Raw genomic sequence first — 20,316 nt, forward strand, 5'->3', positions numbered from 1 at the left:
CACTTAGGATGAGTACACTAATAATGAAAAAAGACCAGGCAGAAGAATTGACTGCCGAAAAGCAGTTAAGAGCATTCTACAACGACGATTTTATCCGCGTTTACCAGGCTTATTCCGACACCATCGCAGACAGCGCACTTGAGCATGGCACCTTCGTCTCTCCGCCTTTCAGTATGACCCGCATGACGTGGATTAAACCCTCTTTTCTGTGGATGATGTACCGCTCCGGCTGGGGGAAGAAAGATCCAAATCAGCACCGAATCCTGGCTATCGATCTGAGCCATGAAGGGTTTAGGCAAATTCTCAACCAGGGAATATTGAGCCATCACCGGAACTCCGGGACAGAAGAAACCGAATGGCAAAATAAAATAAAAGCGTCGGATGTGGTTATCCAGTGGGACCCGGAGCGTGATATCCGTTTGAACAAACTGGATCACCGCACGATTCAGATAGGGTTGCGCAATCAGGCGGTCGCCGATTACTGCCAGAAATGGATTGTGAACATTAGCGATGTTACGGAACTTGCCGCAAAAATTCATGATTTGGTGGAAAATGATCGCATCAGCGAAGCACTTGAATTGTTACCGGAGGAGCGGGTTTATGATATTTAATTAACCTAGGTTATGTAAAAAATAGAGTTTAACCGTCGAAAAAATACAGTCAGCTATGAAGGCTGGATGTATTATCGAGATGTTCATGATTGTTTTTTAATGTTATCCTTCATTCCCAGACACAGTTTTAAGTATATAAAAATTATTTTTAACCTAAAAATATCCTCTCAATATATTCATTGACCCAAGAATTAACTTCGGAGAAATAAGCAGAGTTTCCCTTTAATGAATATTGAAGCATACCTTCCAGATTATCGTGAAGGATAAAAAGCGCATAAATTATTTTTTATGAACAAGGTCTTCATCTTTATACGTATCACAAAAAACGTCTAACTCCCGATACAATGCATTTATCTCTCCCTCGACAGGTATATCTGCAAGCCTGATTTTTACGGCCACATCCATAATTAATTCATTTAAAATTGAGAAATCATTATTCATTTTTATTCCCCAAAAGAGCCTAAAGAATAAGTATTTACGATGATAACCTATAACAATTTCATAAACTAAACTCAATCATATCTCGCAAGAAAACAAGAGGTGATCGATTCATTTTTTATTGACTGAGCAGAGACATTTTCTATATTTTCTGATTCGTCATCATCGGTAATAGAAACAAATAACACAGAAGTATTCAGTACTAAAGAAAGCTCACCATATTTTATTTTTTCAAGTGTATTAATAAGCGTTTGAATTAAATCTTTCTTAAATTATGAAAAATTCACTCTGTCCGGAGACCCTCTAAGAGACGTACTAATATCAGTAAAAATTTCCGAATAAACTCCCGCGAATGCCCACTCTGAAGTCGCCCATTTATAGTAATTCTGATTTTCCTTACTTTTATCTTCTTCGTTATCAAGAATGGAGCTTACATACTGTTCAGAATTCGCGCTCAATGATACTGTCATCGCACTACTGTCAGTATAAAGTGAAAATGCATAAAAATTTTCCTCTGGTTTTTCAGCAAGAAGTTTTTTGATTGCTGCAACTGTGGCCTGCAAGCATTTGACTTCTAGTTCATCCCATTTCATATATCGCCTTTCAATTCAGTTAATAACTATATAAAAAGCACTAATTTTATTTAATGATTGCCCTATAAGATACTGACAACCACGAACATAGATTGCAGATCATGAGGTAAGCCGATAATTTTTGTAAATGTACGTATGAAAGGGCATTTTGGAATTTAATTAAAAGATTAATGCAAACCCAAGATATTAATAATAAAAAACGATGTTATCCCTTTCTTTCAAGATAAAAACGCAGATATTTTTTTGGATACTCTTTAAATGGTCTTTCCTTACCATACATATAAGTCGTATTAAAATTTTCATAAGCTTCATCAAGTTGTCCAAGCTCATAGGAGGCCATACCAATATCCATAAAAGGCCCCACATCAATATCCGAACTCCTATATTTTAACTCAATACCTGCCCAATATTTTGCCTCTGAGAAATTGCCCAATGAAAAATATGCATTAAAATAACTTCCGGCCAGCCAAGCACTGAGCATTTCCCATTCAAACTTCGGCTCAGGTAAAATATTGTAAGCCTCATCATACTTATCAATCGCTGCTTTAACTTCCTTATTATCAGCACATTTATTCCCTTCTGTGATAATACCGATAATACCGATAATACGATTTTCTAGATCGGCATTCACTTGCGATAACTCTTTCATTTCCCCCCCTAAAAATATTGTTTACTTTTAGCATACCAGGCCAAAACATGAGCGTTTCTATCGTTAGTTCTGTCTATTGATTGTAATATACCGCTACCCAATCCTTGCAAATCGATCCGGACCTAAGTATCCAGGACATAAGCATACAAGTTAAGTCCACCCAGCAACCCTATCGTGGCTCTCTGGGTGTAGCGCCCACTCGTAAGGGGCTGTTGTAGTTCGGGTCCGTATCCCGGTCAAGAAAAGTACACAAATATGACGACCAACATACCCTTAATCGATAAAAGAAGTACCGACTGAGTTTCTATCTTGCATTACCATTTTAATAACCATTTCCCAGCCATCATCAATCTCTTTCTTACCAGAAAAAACATATAAAACATTGCCCGGTGCGAGATTTTTATTAATGACTTCATTATCAGCAAATTCAATTTGATCAATAAAAACCATAGCCTGATCATCGATAAATCGCCAAGAAGGTTCCCTGATCCATTCTGGAGCAGACTTCATGAACAATAAATTTTCACAAAGCACTTTCTCCATCCATGATTTAGTTTTTTTAGGGATAGATTTAACCCATGATATCTCTGGAGCAGGCAAAGAAGATTGCTGGTATTCTTTATAAATTCGCTCCAAAAAGAGCTCTGACTCTCTATTATTAATACCAGCCTTACAATTATCTTGCGCGACCTCTGATAAAGCAGCGCAAAATAGTACATAATTCTTATCCATTACCATGAGTTTACCCCCGTTATAACTTCTATAAGTTTTATGCCAGAATGGCGGTATTTATCAACATCTTGGTGCTGCCATGGATCTAACTCATCCAAATTACTCTTATTATGCACGCCGGGACCACCTTGACGCTGCGGAATATTTTTGTGATGCAGTTCATATGGTATATCTCTGGTCTGTATCTGACCTGTTTTAATTACCTGTACCTTAGCAGTAAATTTAGGTGCGCGACCTGCTAACATTTCTAAGATATTCCTTTGCGAATAAAGGCCTGATGGATTTGTAAGTTCGTCAGCACCCACATCTTTCCAGTAATTTTTCTGTGCAGTTGACCAACAAACCAGACCCCATGGATCCACCCATCCCAGCGGATCCACCACATACGTATAGGTATTCAGCCCACCCAGCAGCCCTATTGGGTCCATCTGGGTGTAGCGCCCGCCGCAGGGGTCGTAGTAACGGAAGGTGTTGTAGTGCAGTCCGGTTTCGCGGTCGAGGTACTGGCCCTGGAAGCGCAGGTTCTGCGGCACGTCCCAGTCTGCGTTGCTATTTTCCCGCTCGCTGCGTCCCCACGTGGTGGAAACGCCCTGCCAGACGACATCGCCGCTGCTGTCGGTCACTTTTTCCGGCAGACCGTTCAGCTCCGTGTGATACCAGTAAACCTCCGCGTGCCCGCCACGGCTGTCGACGCGGGCCAGCGGCTCGTAGCTGTTTTCCGTGTAGATATACTGCACGGCGGCGTCCGGGTTGCTGTCGCTGCACTCGCCGACCATCTGCAAACCCGACCATGCGTACTGCGTGCGTTCCGCGTTGCGGGTATGGCGTCGCCACACCTGTTTTTCCGTGCGGCGACCGAGCGCGTCATAGCGGTATTCGGCCCGGGTGAACTCCGCGTCGCCCTCAATTATCACCTGGCTGATGCGGTGTTCATCGTCATAACTGAAGCGCTGCACCGTGCCGCGATGACTGTCGTGGCGTTCGGTCATGCGCCCGAAACCGTCGTACTCCCAGCGCACGCCCTCCAGGCGTTTCAGCAGGTTGTCCCACACCGGCGGTAAATCCGGCGTGGTGCGGTTATCCGCAGCGTCATACCAGAAACGTTCCTCGCCGGTTGGCTGGATGCTCTGCGTCATGCGCCCTGCCGCGTCGTATCCCCACAGCGACTGACGATATTTCTCCGCAGGGGTTGGCGGCGCGCCGTCGGTATACATCTGGCGGATAATCTGGTCGGCGCGATCCCACTGGTAGCGGCGTTCGAAGACCAGCCGGTCACGCACATTGTCCATGCAGCGTCGCTGCGTGATGCGCCCGGCGATGTCGTACTGCGTTTCCAGATCCAGCGCGCCCAACGTGCGATGGGTTTCGCGGTGCAGCTTGTCGCGCTGATAGCCGGTGATGGGCAGCGTTTTCCCGCCGAAGACGAGCTGCATCTCCAGCAAATGCCCGGTGCCGTAGCGCAGATACTGCACCTGCCGTCCGTCCGGGAAGGTGGTGGCGCTGAGGTTACTTAATGCGTCGTACTGATGTTCGAATTTGCCAGCGTGGTTCTCCTCGCTGACCAGGTCGCCAAGTTTATTGCGCTGGAAAACAATCACTTCTGCGTTTTCCGGTTCGCGCATATCAATCGCCGCCTGACGCCACTCGCTGTAGACATAGCGGCGCACTTCCGTTGCCAGTTCGCTATAGCGGTACTCGGTGCGGTGCTGCTCGGTTTCCCGCGCGACCATGCGCCCAAGCGCGTCATATTCGTAATTCATCACCTGCGGCGGCAGATTGCTGCCGCTAACCGGGTGGCGCACCAGCGTGGCGACTTGTTGCAGAGCGTTGTACTGGTACTCGGTTTGCCGTCCGGCGTAATCATACTGGCGCGTCAGCAAACCGGTGGCGGTGTAATCAAAGCGCCATTGCTGGTTGTTGGCGTTGGTCAGCGTTACCAGGCGACCCGCGCGATTAAAGCGGAAACGGGTAACATGCCCGGCGGGATCGATGGCTTCGGTCACTTGCCCGCGCGCGTTAAGCGTCACTTTCCGCTCACTGACGCCATCTATGCTCTGCCCGCATAACAGCCCGGCTTTGTTGTACCTGAAGAGAGTTTCGCGGCCATCGGCGCGGATGAACGTTTTGAGGCGACCTGCCGGGCTCCAGATATAGCGTTCGGTGTTGCCCATCGGATCGGTAGTCAACTCAAGCCGACCGGCATCGTCATACTGGCGGCGGCTCAGATTACCGGAACAATCCTCTTCGCGGATCAGCTGCCCCAGCGCGTCCCACCAGAAGCGGTGGCTGTTTTCCAGCGCGTCGATACGGCGGAGTAAATCGCCCTGGTCGTTCCACTCAAAGCGGGTCACACCGCCTTCCGGGTCGGTTAACGACACCACATCGCCCGCCAGGTTGTACTCATAGCGCCAGCTTGCGCCGTCCGGTAACACCTCGGTCAGCGGGAAATCGTACAGCGGGTGCCAGGTTTTCAGCGTCGCGCGATCGAGCGGATCGCGCTCCAGCGTCATGTTGCCGCGATCGTCCCACGCATATTCCCAGCGACCGCCGTCCGGCTGAATCACAGCAAGCGGCTGCTCGGATTTCCCCGACCAGCTAAATTGCCAGTTGCCGCCGTGCACATCGGTATAGTTCGTGATGCGATACAGCGCATCCCAGTGGTGCTCACTCACCACGCCTTCATCATTGCTGACGCGAGCGTAGCGTTTGGCTTCATCAGCATCGATACGCCAGTTTTCCAGCACCGTGCCTTGTTCGTCATGCACCTGATAGGCGCTCACGCGCCAGTGGCTGGAATCGGCTGCGGGACGCCACTGGTAATGGACGGTTAAGCCGGTCGAAAAGCCGTGCCAGGCCAGCATATCGCTGGCGCGATCCCAGCCAAACTGACGGGTGACGATATCATCGGCGTCGGTAACGGTAATAAGTTGCCCTTGTTCGTTATAGCGATAGGACACCAGCAGATGGCGCGCGCCGCCGCAAACCTGGTAAACCGCACGCAACCGCCCGAACTCCGCTTCGTACTCCAGTTCCACGTCGAGCGCTTCGTTATCGCTGGAGATACGCGCCAGTTGACCTTGTTCGTTCCAGCTAAAATAGTGGGCGTTTTCGTGGCGGTCATACAGACGGTGCATGCGCCACTCGCCAGGCCGCGTTGGGTCCGGCTCATAAATTTGCTGCTCACCGCCGCCGGTTTGAATAACCATCGCCCCGTTGGGGCTGCAAAACAGCTTCAGGCCATCTTCCGGGTAGAAAACCATATCGCCGCTGAGCACTTCGCCCATCCCCAGCTCGCGCCCGCTCATATCGCGGAAGATCAGCTGGTTATCTGCCAGACGCAGCAATCGTGTTTCAAACGGCAGCATCCAGCCGGTGCCGAGCATGCCGGTGGCGCGGTTACGGCTGTGGTAGATGCGCTGCCAGTAAAGTGGCATACGGTCTGGCAGCACAAAATCGAGATCCTCTTCTTTGGCAAGGACTTTCGCCCCGGTGGGAATGTTCACCGGGAAGGCGGTATTCACCGCGCTGATGGCCGCTGCGGAAACAATCTGCGAAACAGCCATGCCGCCAAGCGGGCAGATGATCTCTTTGAGCAGGCCGCGAACAAGCTGGCGCTCACAGGCCATTTTTATCAGGCGCGACAGCGCACCAATACCCAGGCTCCCCAGCAGGTTGCCAATCAGGTATGCGAGCTGGTTTTTGCCGCTGCGGATGTCGCGCACGGTAATGGTTTCGCCGCCGATGCGCACGCGCGGATCTTCTTTGACTTTGATTTCGGCTTCGCAGGTACTTTTCTCGCCGTTGCGCGCGGCAGGCTGGTTGTTGATTAAAACGGTTCTGGAACCCTGGGCGACAAAGTTACTGCTGGTAACCATGTGCCCTTTTTTACAGTCAACATTATCTTTCGGCATCGGTGTGGCATGCGGATCGGCGCTCTCCACCATCGGCTGCGTCAAATCATCCCACAGGTTGGAGCCCCACTTTTTCATGTCGTCGAGCGTGAGATGGCTGGCGCGTTCGGCAACCGCAAGCAGCGCCGCACTCGGGTTCAGGGCGGTTTTCATCACCGCCGCTGCCCCGGCGAGGGCTAACATGCCGATGGCCGCCCAGTCGATGCTCTCATCGGCTGGCGCGGCGGCAAGGTTTGTTAAATAGTCCCTGTCTACCGTCGCGGCGGCGCGCGCGGCATTTTTCTTCATGATAAAGACATCGTTCGAGCCGGATACGATATGCGCATCCGGCGGTCCGGGGTCGATGAGCGCATCCACCATTTTCCCGGCCGCATCGCCAATTTTGCCCAGCGTACCGCTGACCATCAGCGCACCAATCGCCACCGCGCCCACCACGGCGCCAATGCCCGTTCCGGCGACGAACATAATCCCCAGAACAATCGCCCCTTCGACCAACCCACTGACCAGATCCGCCAGCGCAGAACTATGAACCAGCGGGTCGTCAATGCGGGCCGCGATGTAATCCGTCATCCTTACGCCCTCAGCTGTAAACCTGTACGGATTGATGTCCAGAACGCGTCGGCGTCCGTATCAAACGGCATTGTACGGCTGAGCGTCAGCACCAGCAGATGGTCGTCAATGCGGGTCACGGCGAGTTTTTCATATATCACTGCGCCCTGGTTTTCGAAACGCAGCGACACTTCGTGGGCAGGCTGACCAGCAACCGTGCTGTCCTGCGTTTCACCCGTCACCACTTTGCGCATGCTGCGTTTCACTTTCGCCAGTTGCTGGTTAAGGAAACTCTCTTCGTCGCCGGGTTTGATATCCCACGCGCGGGTAATCACCAGCGTGGCGTTGTTCTCTTTGAATTTCAGCACGTTAATGCTGCGATCCTGGTAGGCATCCGGCAGAGTGAGTTCGCCTTCGGAGAGTACAAATTGCGCCGTTGCCATTATTTATCCGTCCCTTGATTAAATGCCGCTTTTACCGCCGCCTGGATCTGCGCAATGGTGGGTTGCGCATCTTCACCTTTTGTCGGTTTTGTCAGGTTTAAATCCAGCAAGCCCGCGGTGTTGATAGCGCCCGAACCGATAGCATCGATCTGAAAGTCCACGCATTTCAGCGTGACGGTGCCGTTCGCGCCCAGCGTCAGTACCGATTGACCTGCCACCAGTTGAATGCTGTTGTCAGAAGCCTGCACCAGCGGCCCTTGCACCATCTGTGTAAACCCACCGCCAACCACCTGCTCGTGCGTGAGCTGCGTTGCCTGGGTGTGTTTGCCTGCCACCGAGCCGGTGTAATCGCGGCTGACGCTCACGGTCTGTGAACCGCCAACGCTGTGCGTCTCGTCGTTTTTGACGTGCGTATCCATGTTACGTTCCGCCTGGATCCACACCTGCTCTTCGCCCGCTTTGTCTTCAAAACGCAGGGCGTTGGCATTATCGACCGAACCATCTTTCGAGCGGCTGAGGAAGCCCATTTGCGTGGCGGCAGCAGGAAGCGCCCACGGCGGCATACTCGCTTCGTTATAGACGCGCCCGGTGATGATCGGCCGGTCCGGGTCGCCGTTGATAAAGTCGATAACGACTTCGTCACCCACGCGCGGGATCTGCACGCCACCGAACCCCTGGCCAGCCCATGCGCTTGAAACGCGCACCCAGCAGGAGCTGGTGTCATCGCCTTTTGCCAGCCGATCCCAATGGAATTTCACCTTCACGCGGCCATATTTATCCGTCCAGATGCTTTCGCCCTGCGGGCCGACAACGCGCGCAGTTTGTGGGCCGTAAGTGCGCGGCCATGCGGTTTGCTGCGCCGGGCGATAAACCACGGATGAGGGGATAACGCTGAAATCAATGCGGTGAATGGTTTCGCTGTCGGCGCCGCTGGCATAGCGGTTCTCTTCGAAAAAGTAGTTCGCCGCCGTCACCAGATATTCGCCGTTATCGTTAAAGAACGCCGCATTGGTCAACTGGAACGTGCTGCCCGGCACAATACCAATCGCCGTCGCCGTGCCTTCAATTTGCTGATGCTCCACCTGCCAGCGTTCCTGGCGGATGCGGGCGTAAAACTCACCGTGACCGTGTTCGACAAAGCGCCCCGGCCAGTCGTAAACATCGATGGTGCCCGGCGAGGGAGAATTCGGGTTTTGTCGCGCCTGGAACAGCCATGCGTTGGGTTTGCGGAAGTCGTAGTCATCAAGGCTGTAGAGCCCCGGCGTTACGCTATCTTCCAGCGCCCACTGGCTGATGCCCTCTTCATCGGTGCTGCCGCCGGAAGGTGTCTGGTGATAAGGAATGGTTTCGTAACCGCTGAAGGGATCATGCTGTGTGGCCGCATCTGTCAGTACCAGCGTATGTTTGTCCGCTTCGTGGCGGAAGTGGTAAGCCATACCTTCCAGCTCCATCAGACGGCTGATGAAATCAAAGCTGCTCTCCTGATACTGCACGCAGTAGTCCCAGATGCGGTAGCTGCCGGTCAGTTTGTCTTCAATATTGACCTGGTATTCACCGAGCAAGGTTTTAACGATTTGCGGTACTGTCTGGCCCTGGAAGATACGCAAATTGCGATCGCGCTTCATCGGCCAGAGATCCGGCTCCACGGTGAGTTGATACACCGCGTAGCGGGTGCCGGAAAGCTCGATTGCGCTCACCGCCACACGGGTGATTTTGCCGTTAAGGTAACGCGGCGCGCCGGTTAACGTTTGTGTTGGAATAGCGACAGTCACCGATTTACCGAGTAGCGTGCTGCGGTCCATTCGCGCGTCGGTACCCAGCAGTTGCAGGTTAAAAGTAAAGGCTTCAGACAGCGCTTCCCGCCCGGAGATTTTCCAGAAAAGCAGTCCTTCGACGGGTAACTGAACAGTAATTCGATTGCTCATAAATCGGATCCTGACGTAGGGACACGCACGATTCCGGGTGCTGTCCAGAAGTTTAACGTTACGGGTTTGAGAAAAAGCTACCGCACGATTGCTGTAAACAAAAAGATCAATATTGTCTGGTTTTTCGCGGCAAGAAATGCCAGGAATTATCCTAATCCACGATTAACCTACTAAAAAAAGAGTCATTTTTTTACAAGCAAACGCTGAATAATCGCCAAAAAATGACGCTTAGGTCAAATCTTATGCCGCTAAATTGCTATTGTGCTGTTGCAACCGTGTTATTCAAAAGCGCTAAGTAAAATTATGCAATAAATGTTTCGCGAGTATTATCCCACTTTCACGCGAAAGCGAAGACACGCCAGATGAAAAGCAGTATAAGTTTTTAGAACACCTGCCGTTATATTATTTGCGTGATTATATAAAGTCTCATAATTATTTGCCGATAAAATATAACTCTATACGTCACTGCCATTTAACACCCATTTAATAAGAGTTAAGCAGCAATAAATTCGTAATAATCAGGAGGGGATAATGGAATTTTTTAATCAGTATGGACAGCGCATTGGTCAGGAAATCCAGGACTGGACAAAACGCCCGCTGCCAGAAAAAATTTCGCTTAAAGGCCGTTACTGCGACGTTATACCGCTTGTCGTGGATCACGCGGAAGATCTCTTCCCGGAATGGCAAAGCATTGATGATGACCGGGACTGGACCTACCTTGAAGATCCCCGGCCGAAAGATATGACCGCATGTTATGCCTACCTCAGAAATCTCGCGTCACGCCCTGACAGAATCTATTTTGCGGTACAAGATAAAGAGGATAAGCAAATAAAAGGCATTTTTTATACCGGGAAATTCGATCAGGAAAATGGTTCTTTTGATATTGGCGACGTTAACTGGACGCCGTTAATGAAAAGAACACGCATGAGTACCGAAAGCCTTTATCTTGTTTTGTCTTACTTTTTCGACCAGTTGAAGTATCGCAGATGTGAATGGCGCACTGGCAGTTATAACGCGGACGCGATTCATTCGGCAGAACGTATTGGTTTTGTGAAAGAAGGGATTTTGCGGGAGAAGAAAATCCGCAAAGGACGGCTTAGCGATATTACGGTGTTCTCGATTACCGTGCGCGAATGGTCGGGTCTCTCGTCGATGATGAATAGCTGGCTGAACGAGGACAACTTTGACGGCCGTGGTCGCCAGTTGCATAAACTCTCTTCATTCCGCCGCTACTGATAGCGCCATGCGTTGACGGAAACCTCAACGCATGGCTCTGGAGAATTACGCTTTTGCGTGCTGCTTAAAGCGGAAATCTTCCATAAATTCGCCCAGCTTTTCCACCGCCTTGAGCGTCAGTGCGTTATAGATGGAAGCGCGCACGCCGCCGATAGCCCGGTGGCCGCCAAGACCGGAGAAGCCCGCCGCTGCCGCGTCGTGCAGGAATTTATCTTCCAGATCGGGCGTAGGCAGCGTGAATGCGGCATTCATATCGGAACGAAAAGCGGCATCGCCCCAGTTGCGGTAAAAACCGTCGCTGTCATCAATCAGGCTGTAAAGCAGCCGCGCTTTTTGTTGGTTTATCCGCGCCATGTTTTCCAGCCCACCCACCTCATTGAGCAACCAGCGGGTTACCAGCAACACAACGTAAATGGCGAACACCGGCGGTGTATTCAGATTGGAGTGAGATTCCACCTGGCGGCGATAGTCCAGAAAGGCTGGCAGGTTGTGCGGCGCGTTTTGCACCACGCTGTCACGCACCAGCACAATCGTCACACCCGCCGGGCCAATGTTTTTCTGCGCATGGGCGTAGATCAGCGAAAACTTTCCGGCGTCGCACGGTTTGGATAAAAAGTCCGAGGACATGTCGCAGACCCGCGGCACATCATCGCGTCCCAGAACACGGTTAAATTGCAGACCCTCCACCGTTTCATTCGAGACGTAATGAATGTAGGGCGCATCGGGCGAGAAATCGAGTTCATCATCGCCCGGCAGGCGGCGATAGCCCTCCTTTTCACCGCTCCAGATAACGCGAACCGGGCCTTCACGCATCGCTTCGGTAATCACTTTGCGGCTCCAGTAACCGGTGTCGAAATACTCTGCGGGGTGTTTTTTGCCGCGCAACAGCGTCATCGGCACCATGGAGAACTGCTGTGTTGCGCCGCCCTGTAAAAACAGAATATGGAAATCGGCGGGCAAGCCGAGCAGCGTGCGAATGTTGTTTTCAGTTTCCCGCACCACATTCTCAAACCATTCTGAACGGTGGCTAATGCCGAGAACCGACAAACCAACTTCCGGGACATTAATGATTGCCTGCTGAACCTGGCGTAAAACAACGTCCGGCAGCGCGCCCGGCCCGCCGGAAAAATTGAGGGCATTATTTGGATTAAGTGACATATTTTCCCTGCCTGAAAAAAGGTTAAAACGAAACGCCAGCGCGCTGAAATAACATCTCGCGCATCGCGGTTTTGACTTTATGCATATGAATTTGCTTATTGGGGAACATGGCTTCATCGTCCATAGCGTGGACGACCATGGCCGGGTCAATTTCGAAAATCAGCAGCTCGCCATCTGCGGTTTCCGCGCAGTCGATACCGATGTATTCAAGCCCGCAGCGCTGGCTGATAGCCGCCAGGGCTGCGTGATGGCGCCCGGCGAAATCGGCAAAGGTATTGAAAAAGCGGGCTTCCTGCGCACGTTTATCCGCATCTTCATACATCCCGGCGTTGACGTAGTGGATCATCCAGTGCGCGGAAACGCCCATATGGCAGGCAAACGGCTTACCGTCGATCAACACCAGCCGCATTTTGCGAAACATCCCATCGCCGCCACGGTAATCAACGAAGCGCGAAACAAAAAAATCATCTCCTGCGGTTTGCGCCAGATAAGACTCCAGCTCATCCGCCGCATCGATTTTTTGCAGTCCGTGGCCACCGTGGCTGCCCACCGGGCGCACGATTATCGGGAAGTCATGGTTTTCGACAATCTGTGGCAGTGTTTTTTGACCGCATGTAACAGCCTGCAACGCCAGGCGAGTAGCATGCAGTGCCGGGCAGATAACCAAACCAGGCACATTTTGCAGCAGCAAGCTCGCGTTATGCCGCTCGGAAGTGGGGACGTTTTTCGGCGGGTTAAGTATCGGTTTCGACCAGCCGCGCAGGGCATATTCGAGGCGCAATAGCACACTTGCCTGCTCATCGCTGGCTCCGATTGCCACCATCACCAGATCGTGCTCAGGTACTGGCGACGTCAGCGGGTTTTCAGCGTTTGGATCAACAAAGTAGTAAATCAAATCGACGTCGCTCTCTTCCAGCAGGCAATCGAGCGGGATATTGGCGGAGAGATTGCCGGGCACCATGAGCATCAACAGCCGTATTTTTGCTGGCTGACGCGCAGGCCAGTAATAAACGCGCTGCATTGCCAGCGCTTGTTCCTGAATTTGTAAGCCCAGCGCTTCATGCTTGAGGCTCATCATGGCGGTGGAGAGATTCATCCATAGGACAGCGTCGTCGGGGCTATTTTCTACCTGCGCAACCATCTGCTGCGTAATGGTGGAAAAATCGATTCCCGCGATACTCATGCGTAAAAAAGGCGCCATCCCAAGAAATTGAACAGACGAAACATCTGTTTTTGAAGTTAGAGACATTGTTATAGTTCCTGTTTGTGCTGTGCATATGACTTATGTTGCGACAAAACACTAACAGGCAATGAGAGGAATAACGGCAATAATTAGCGCGACAATTGAACGTAACTTACCGAAATTAATAGCGTTATTAACGAAAATGGCTTTGCGGGCAAAGCGCGCGATCGGGGATTATGGGCGTGAAATGTCGGGAAATTATGAAGAAAAACGGAAGAGAATATGGAGAACCCAATAAGCTGCGGAAAAGCGGTCAGGGTTGATAAGTCAACCTGAGCCAGGCGGCCCAGGTTGACTTTTGACTAGCGCATTACCTCAACGTTTGTCACGTTCACCGGTACCTCTTTGCCTTTTACCCACTGGGTTAACGGCATAAAGACATTCAAATCAGACAGCCATGCCAGCGTCTCTTTTTGCGTATCGCCATCGCTTTCTAGCTCACAGGCCACTTTCCAGTAACGTCCGCTGAGCGCACTGCTTACCTGGCGCGCGTCATCACTGCCGGTCACTTCACAACGACGGTTAATCACCGTGTTCTTCTCATCTTTGTCCGTTTTTGGCGCAACCGTATCAAAGGTGAATGTCTGCCCCTGGTGCAGCGGGAAACGCAGGTTGGTGTGAAGTTCACTGATTACCGTTGGTGTGTAACTCAGACTGATGGCACCTTTTAGCTGCCCGAGGTTGCCCAGCGTCAGGCGCTGTGCCTTGAACATCTTGTAGTTTTCCAGCAGCAACATGAGCCCGTTGGGTTGAACATCCAATTGCATCGGTACGACATCGTTATCGCTCCACTGCATGTTCCATGTCAGCTTTTTAAAGCGCGGCTTGGCCCATGGATTAACGATTTGCAGAGCCTGTTTTTCGATATCAGCAGGGAGCGGGAACTGGGCCATCCACTGTGATGAATTGTTGCTGAAATCCGGTAGCATCCGACCCAGCGAGGAAACACTTTTTTTCTTCGTTGACGGAACATACACCCCTTCTCCTTTAAACGCAGAAGGCGTGCTCATGGCGCAAAGCTGTTTGAACGCAGCAGTGGTGGCCGGTGTGCTAGTAAAATCCTCCGCCCGACGCTGTGCCGCTTTACCGGTCAGGCTATCAGAGACATAACCCTCTGGTGTGATATCCAGCCCGGCCATCACAATGTCATGCTGGGTTTCGCAGTTATACCCATGCACTTCAATCTTCATATCGTACGGTGCGTCATACGGTGGATCGAAAGTGATCTCGCTGTATTCGAAGCCAATTTTAGCGATCAGCACCTTATTTACCCGCAACACAGAAGCCGTATCCACCAGGATTGGCGTGTCGTATTTCGACTTTTTCTCGATATAGACCCAGCTCGGATTGTGTAGCCGGGGAGCCTGGCAAAGATTTTTAGCCACATCATCCAGCTCGCTTTGCGGTTTCGGCTCCGCGTAACGGTTGTAGCTGTCGCCGTAGAAGCGGCGCATCACCACCTCTTTGTCATCAAGCATTTCCCAATAAAGCTTCACCGCTTTGTTGGTGGTGCAGTCAAAACCGTCCCAACGATTAATGTGTTGCCCGTCGTCAAAAACCACCTGGTTCATGGCGGAAATGTGGTCATTCACGCGCAGCATCAGTAATGGGTTTACGGTGTTGCTGACGATTTTTTTGCCGTGTGTTTCAGGCAGATCAACGGCTTGCGCGCTAATGGCAGCGGCCAGCAGTATGGGCAGAAGTAACGTGCCGGTTTTCATTTTCATTCCTTTGTCAGACGCATATCCAGTGATTGCGCAATAGAGGGACCGATGACGTTATCGGCAGTTGGCGGAAAATATAAAGGAGTAAAAACAACCCGTACCACGAAAAATGCGTGCTGCTTTATTTTCATTCCGCGACCTGTATCAAGCCGGGCTGACTATTTTGAGATTTTCCTGATGAGGGGTAAAGGCAAGACAAAGTGTAAAATATGTAACGGCGTGTGTGCCTTTATATCAAATTCATTTCCTCTTAATCGCAATACTGACCTGCGCCATGAGGAATATCTTATTGAATAGCATAACATTGGATATATCATGTATATGACGTAGATCTATTATTATGGCTGGAATAATTCCCTTACTTTTCCCAAAGAAATAATTATCACCAGGCCATCTTCGAACGTTTTTATTTAACAAAACCCGCGCAATGAAAGTGATAGCGGGTGTCACTCATACGCCCAAAATTTACTGAAAAAACTCAGTAAGTGAATGTCTTTATTTCATAAAAAATACGCAGAACAGTAAACCTGCGCTCCAGACAATATTAATTATAACAATAATTTATCTTCACGCTGCGCACATATTCACAGGCAGCGAAATACATAAAAAATCAGCAGCGATAAGGTGACTCATCGCTTCATTTGGAATGGTGTAATAACAACATGAGGTGCCACTGATGAAAGGCGAAGCCGTTAAACAACGTGTGAGAGACAATCTCAAATCGCTGAAAAGAACGATACGCAACCTGCATAAAAAATGGAAACATCGCAATAATTTCACTTCGCAAGTAGTTTGGGTTTCATTGGGTGAGAATTGCCTCCCTGATGATATTCTTAGCCGGCATAACCGAAAATCCTTTAGTTCCGTTTTTTCATCGGGCCGCTCGAATATTGAATATATTCTGCAAATGGAAAAAGACGATTATCGCCATTTACTGGAAAAAGAGCATTTACAACATTTCCCGGATGGCGAGCACACCGTTGTGCGTTCAACGTATTACGAAAAATGTGTGGGGCAATACAGCGAAAGACATATGCTGGGTTTTGAATTCACCCATCATGACCCGCTAAGAATTAAAGAAGATAGCCGCGCATTTCAACGCCGCATTTCCCGCCAGCTGCAATACCGGGGCAAAAAAGATTTTGTGTTTCTTTATCATCACCGAATCACCGAGCATTCGGATCTCTCCCTTTTACGGGAACATCTCAACGAATTCCTGTCGTTGTACAACGCGCAAGGCTGCGACTGCAAGATCGTGCTTTTCTATCAACATATAATTGCGGCAAATAGCGCCAAACGAATCGACTTCACGCCGCATGAAAGCGGTTTGCTTGAATTTATATGCCATACCCATGAGATATGGGGCGGGGATGATTTAGAAACATTCTGGGCGAAGAAAGATGATGCGCTTTTCGCCGAGATGTTCGAAACCGTAGACAAATACAGTCGTAGCAAGCCTCGCGCCTTTCCAGAAAGCACGCTCGCCCCAACCGGTACAGGTGTGCCGTTGTGACAGAAGAGATGTTCGATTCCCCGGCAATGAAAAAGCCCGATCAGGGCTTTTTCATTCGGTGCATCGCGGATTAACACTCAGGCAGATGGGTTCTCCGCTAAGGCCTGTGCGCAGGCCCAGGCGCTCGACCACGCCCACTGGAAGTTGTACCCGCCAAGCCAGCCGGTGACATCCATCACTTCACCAATAAAGTACAGCCCAGGCACGTTGCGGGCTTCCATCGTGCGGGACGACAACTCGTGGGTATCGACGCCACCGAGCGTCACTTCCGCCGTGCGATACCCTTCGGTGCCATTGGGCTGCACGCGCCAGTTCGTTAGCAACGCAACCAGATTTTCCTGCTCGCGACTGTTCAACTGCTTCAATGTGACGTCCGGAATTTGCCCAAGCTGTTGCAGGCACTCCACCAGCCGTTTTGGCAACTGCAAGGCCAGGGTGTTTTTCAGGCTCTGGTTCGGATGTGCATCGCGCTGCTGATTGAGGAAATCGTCCAGATCGACATCGGGCAGCAAGTTGATGCTGACAAATTCACCAGGCTGCCAGTAACTGGAAATTTGCAAAATCGCCGGGCCGGATAATCCCCGATGGGTAAAGAGCAAATTTTCGCGAAAAACTGTGCCATCCTCGGCGGTAATCACCGATGGCACCGAGACGCCGGAAAGCGTCTGCATCTGCTCGAGCAGTGGTTTATGCAGGGTAAACGGCACTAATCCGGCGCGCGTTGGCAGCACTTTTAAACCGAACTGCTCGGCGATTTTATAGCCAAATGGCGAGGCACCCAGCCCCGGCATCGACAAACCGCCGGAAGCAATGACCAGTTTCTTAGCCTGTACGCTTTCGCCGTTGAGCTGCAAAGTGTAGCCGTCGTCGTTACGCTCAACGCTAAGCACTTCTGTACGCAGGCGCTGAATAACGTTGCCTTTTTCGCACTCGGCCACCAGCAGATCGACAATTTGTTGCGCCGAATCATCGCAAAATAGCTGACCCAACGTTTTTTCATGCCAGGCAATACCGTATTTACCGACCAGTTCGATAAAGTCCCACTGGGTATAGCGCGCCAGCGCAGATTTGCAAAAATGCGGGTTTTGGCTCAAATATGCCGCAGGCTCGACATAAAGGTTAGTAAAGTTGCAGCGTCCGCCACCGGACATCAAAATTTTTCGACCGGGTTTTTTGCCATTATCCAGCAATAACACTCGACGACCCGCTTGCCCGGCCAGCGCCGCGCAGAACATGCCCGCCGCACCGGCGCCGATAACAATGGCATCAAAATTTTCCACAGCTGCACCCTCATTTATACATCGTGGCGGATTGTAAAGAGTTCACGCTGGTCGCACCAGCGTGAATACGCGCGAAAGGTAACAGGGTATTGAAAAATATAAATTAATTTTAAAAAGTCAGTTTAATTTAAGAAATAATGTCAAAAAAAATACATAATTCACTTTGCCGACACTGCCAATGTCCCTGATAATGCGCCGCGTTCATGTCCTCAAAATGGCTTAACGACCTATGGTACATTTGTTTGCCGGCCTGGATCTTCATACCGGGCTGTTACTCTTGCTTGCTCTGGTTTTTGTTCTGTTTTATGAAGCCATTAACGGCTTCCATGACACAGCAAATGCCGTTGCAACAGTCATTTATACACGCGCTATGCGTTCTCAGCTGGCGGTCGTGATGGCAGCGGTGTTTAACTTCTTCGGCGTTTTGCTGGGTGGGTTGAGCGTCGCGTATGCGATTGTGCATATGTTGCCCACCGATCTGCTGCTGAATGTCAGCTCTGCGCATGGTCTGGCGATGGTCTTTTCCATGCTGCTGGCCGCCATTATCTGGAACCTTGGCACCTGGTATTTGGGCCTGCCTGCTTCCAGCTCCCACACCTTGATTGGCGCGATTATCGGTATTGGTTTAACCAATGCGTTGATGTCCGGCACTTCGGTGGTGGACGCGTTAAACATCCCGAAAGTGCTGAATATCTTCGCTTCGCTGATCGTTTCACCGATCGTAGGCCTGGTCTTCGCTGGCGGGTTGGTGTTTATCCTGCGTCGTTACTGGAGCAACACGAAAAAACGTGCGCGCATCCATATGACCCCTGCTGAACGCGAGAAAATCGACGGCAAGAAAAAGCCGCCGTTCTGGACGCGCATTGCGCTGATCCTCTCCGCGATTGGCGTGAGTTTCTCGCATGGTGCGAACGACGGTCAGAAAGGTATCGGCTTGATTATGCTGGTGCTGATTGGCGTTGCGCCTGCGGGCTTCGTGGTCAACATGAATGCCTCCGGTTACGACATCACCCGTACGCGTGATGCCGTCAACAACGTGGAAACGTACTTCCAGCAACATCCGGCGCTGCTGCAAAAAGCGACGGGTATCGATCCGCTCATCCCAACGCCGGAAGAAGTGACCACCCAACCGGGTGAGTTCCATTGCCATCCTGGCCGCGCCATTATGGCGCTGGATCGCGCAAAATCGATGCTGACCAACGTTGAAAGCTACGACCAACTGCCAGTGGAACAACGCGGCCAGTTGCGTCGCATTATGCTCTGCCTGTCTGATATCACCGACCAGGTGGCGAAGCAGCCGGAAGTCAGCGCTGACGACCAGCGTCTGCTGAAGAAGCTGAAAGGCGATATGCTGAGCACCATCGAGTACGCGCCAATCTGGATAATCATGGCCGTCGCGCTGGCGTTAGGCTTAGGTACGATGATCGGCTGGCGTCGTGTGGCGACAACTATCGGTGAGAAAATCGGTAAGAAAGGCATGACGTATGCGCAGGGCATGTCCGCGCAGATGACAGCCGCCGTTTCTATCGGTCTGGCGAGTTACACCGGGATGCCGGTTTCCACTACGCACGTGCTGTCATCTTCCGTTGCCGGGACAATGATCGTTGACGGCGGTGGTCTGCAGCGCAAAACCGTGACCAATATTCTGATGGCCTGGGTCTTCACCCTGCCAGCATCAATTATTCTGTCCGGCGTGCTCTACTGGCTGTCGCTGCATCTGATTTAACGCGTTTCGCGCACGACAAAAAACGGGCCAGCTTGCTGGGCCGTTTTTTTTATGGTTTCAATTCAGTGCCAAATCAGCAGCGCAATCAGGCTCACGACCACCAAACCGCAGAGCGAACTGGTTAAAATGAACAGACGGCGCACACGTTCGCAGCGGCGAATAAATTCATCATCATGATGGTCGCGATAACGCTGGGCGTAGATATACCACACCAGCCGCATCTGTTTGCTCGGTTGACCGTGGGAAGTGAAAAAACCGCCACCGTCCACGTATTGATAAAGTAGAGGGTCGCACCCGCGAAGTACCACTAACAACGCTCGCAGCGATGAGTAATAACGCGCCATGTTAACCACACATACGACACACAAAGCCCAAAACAGCGCAACAGTGCTGATTACCATATCCCCTCCCCGGCGACCGCCCACAGAGATTCGCTCCTGGACCATCGCTCCCGGATACCCAACCAAGCCAAACAACGAAGAGTATTATCAATCACCGTACGAAATGACAAGGCAGACGGTATCCCACAATTGACTTCACTTCCATGCGCCAGACAACTGGGGGACACCGTCTGTTTTCCGTACG

16 protein-coding genes are annotated in these 20,316 nt (G+C 51.0%); 4 read left to right on the forward strand and 12 right to left on the reverse strand.

The window, feature by feature from the left end:
* The first annotated feature begins 23 nt into the window (after positions 1-23).
* Positions 24-611 carry a DUF4291 domain-containing protein gene (locus ACFX4O_RS12280; RefSeq protein WP_380209683.1) on the forward strand — a complete coding sequence of 196 codons (588 nt, stop codon included), beginning with the start codon at positions 24-26 and terminating at the stop codon, positions 609-611.
* Between the two features lie 279 nt (positions 612-890).
* Here the strand turns inward: ACFX4O_RS12280 and ACFX4O_RS12285 are convergent, their stop codons facing one another.
* The 7 genes from ACFX4O_RS12285 to ACFX4O_RS12315 all read right to left on the reverse strand — a co-directional run bounded on the left by ACFX4O_RS12285 (position 891) and on the right by ACFX4O_RS12315 (position 9,851).
* On the reverse strand, positions 891-1,052 hold the full coding sequence (locus tag ACFX4O_RS12285; RefSeq protein ID WP_380209681.1) for a hypothetical protein: 162 nt from the start codon (positions 1,050-1,052) through the stop codon (positions 891-893).
* 269 nt (positions 1,053-1,321) lie between these two features.
* Positions 1,322-1,642, reverse strand: a complete 321-nt coding sequence (locus ACFX4O_RS12290) for a DUF4303 domain-containing protein (RefSeq protein ID WP_380209679.1) — start codon at positions 1,640-1,642, stop codon at positions 1,322-1,324.
* 205 nt (positions 1,643-1,847) lie between these two features.
* Positions 1,848-2,291, reverse strand: coding sequence for a hypothetical protein (locus tag ACFX4O_RS12295; RefSeq protein WP_380209677.1), 444 nt, complete (start codon positions 2,289-2,291; stop codon positions 1,848-1,850).
* 273 nt (positions 2,292-2,564) lie between these two features.
* A complete protein-coding gene (locus tag ACFX4O_RS12300) occupies positions 2,565-3,029 on the reverse strand; it encodes a hypothetical protein (protein ID WP_380209675.1) in 465 nt (154 codons plus the stop codon).
* The gene (locus ACFX4O_RS12305; RefSeq protein ID WP_380209673.1) at positions 3,023-7,504 is read right to left on the reverse strand and encodes an RHS repeat-associated core domain-containing protein; all 4,482 of its coding nucleotides are present in this window, start codon (positions 7,502-7,504) and stop codon (positions 3,023-3,025) included. Before ACFX4O_RS12305 ends, ACFX4O_RS12300 begins: the two co-directional genes overlap by 7 nt.
* A 2-nt stretch (positions 7,505-7,506) precedes the next feature.
* Positions 7,507-7,926: a DcrB-related protein gene (locus ACFX4O_RS12310; protein WP_380209671.1), complete on the reverse strand. Its 420-nt coding sequence runs from the start codon at positions 7,924-7,926 to the stop codon at positions 7,507-7,509.
* A complete protein-coding gene (locus tag ACFX4O_RS12315; protein ID WP_380209670.1) occupies positions 7,926-9,851 on the reverse strand; it encodes a type VI secretion system Vgr family protein in 1,926 nt (641 codons plus the stop codon). Before ACFX4O_RS12315 ends, ACFX4O_RS12310 begins: the two co-directional genes overlap by 1 nt.
* A 531-nt stretch (positions 9,852-10,382) precedes the next feature.
* On the opposite strand from ACFX4O_RS12315, the gene ACFX4O_RS12320 reads away from it, so the two are divergent.
* The gene (locus ACFX4O_RS12320; RefSeq protein WP_131413695.1) at positions 10,383-11,087 is read left to right on the forward strand and encodes a GNAT family N-acetyltransferase; all 705 of its coding nucleotides are present in this window, start codon (positions 10,383-10,385) and stop codon (positions 11,085-11,087) included.
* 45 nt (positions 11,088-11,132) lie between these two features.
* On the opposite strand, the gene ACFX4O_RS12325 is transcribed toward ACFX4O_RS12320, so the two are convergent.
* The 3 genes from ACFX4O_RS12325 to ACFX4O_RS12335 form a co-directional block, all read right to left on the reverse strand.
* Positions 11,133-12,245 (reverse strand): phosphoserine transaminase, encoded by a 1,113-nt coding sequence (locus ACFX4O_RS12325; protein ID WP_380209668.1) that lies wholly within the window; start codon positions 12,243-12,245, stop codon positions 11,133-11,135.
* Positions 12,246-12,267: 22 nt separating this feature from the next.
* A complete protein-coding gene (locus ACFX4O_RS12330; protein ID WP_380209666.1) occupies positions 12,268-13,428 on the reverse strand; it encodes a RimK family alpha-L-glutamate ligase in 1,161 nt (386 codons plus the stop codon).
* Positions 13,429-13,790: 362 nt separating this feature from the next.
* Positions 13,791-15,209 carry a hypothetical protein gene (locus tag ACFX4O_RS12335; protein ID WP_380209664.1) on the reverse strand — a complete coding sequence of 473 codons (1,419 nt, stop codon included), beginning with the start codon at positions 15,207-15,209 and terminating at the stop codon, positions 13,791-13,793.
* A 679-nt stretch (positions 15,210-15,888) separates the two neighbouring features.
* Here ACFX4O_RS12335 and ACFX4O_RS12340 point away from each other — a divergent pair.
* Complete coding sequence (locus ACFX4O_RS12340) at positions 15,889-16,725, forward strand: DUF1796 family putative cysteine peptidase (RefSeq protein WP_380209662.1); 837 nt, start codon at positions 15,889-15,891, stop codon at positions 16,723-16,725.
* 77 nt (positions 16,726-16,802) lie between these two features.
* Here the strand turns inward: ACFX4O_RS12340 and ACFX4O_RS12345 are convergent, their stop codons facing one another.
* Positions 16,803-18,005: an NAD(P)/FAD-dependent oxidoreductase gene (locus tag ACFX4O_RS12345; protein ID WP_380209660.1), complete on the reverse strand. Its 1,203-nt coding sequence runs from the start codon at positions 18,003-18,005 to the stop codon at positions 16,803-16,805.
* 229 nt (positions 18,006-18,234) lie between these two features.
* On the opposite strand from ACFX4O_RS12345, the gene pitA reads away from it, so the two are divergent.
* Positions 18,235-19,731 (forward strand): inorganic phosphate transporter PitA, encoded by a 1,497-nt coding sequence (gene pitA, locus ACFX4O_RS12350; RefSeq protein ID WP_131413701.1) that lies wholly within the window; start codon positions 18,235-18,237, stop codon positions 19,729-19,731.
* Between the two features lie 62 nt (positions 19,732-19,793).
* Here the strand turns inward: pitA and uspB are convergent, their stop codons facing one another.
* On the reverse strand, positions 19,794-20,132 hold the full coding sequence (gene uspB / locus ACFX4O_RS12355; protein WP_017458289.1) for a universal stress protein UspB: 339 nt from the start codon (positions 20,130-20,132) through the stop codon (positions 19,794-19,796).
* Positions 20,133-20,316: the final 184 nt, after the last annotated feature.

The sequence above is a fragment of the Kosakonia sp. YIM B13571 genome (assembly GCF_042788095.1).
Classification (GTDB): domain Bacteria; phylum Pseudomonadota; class Gammaproteobacteria; order Enterobacterales; family Enterobacteriaceae; genus Kosakonia; species Kosakonia quasisacchari.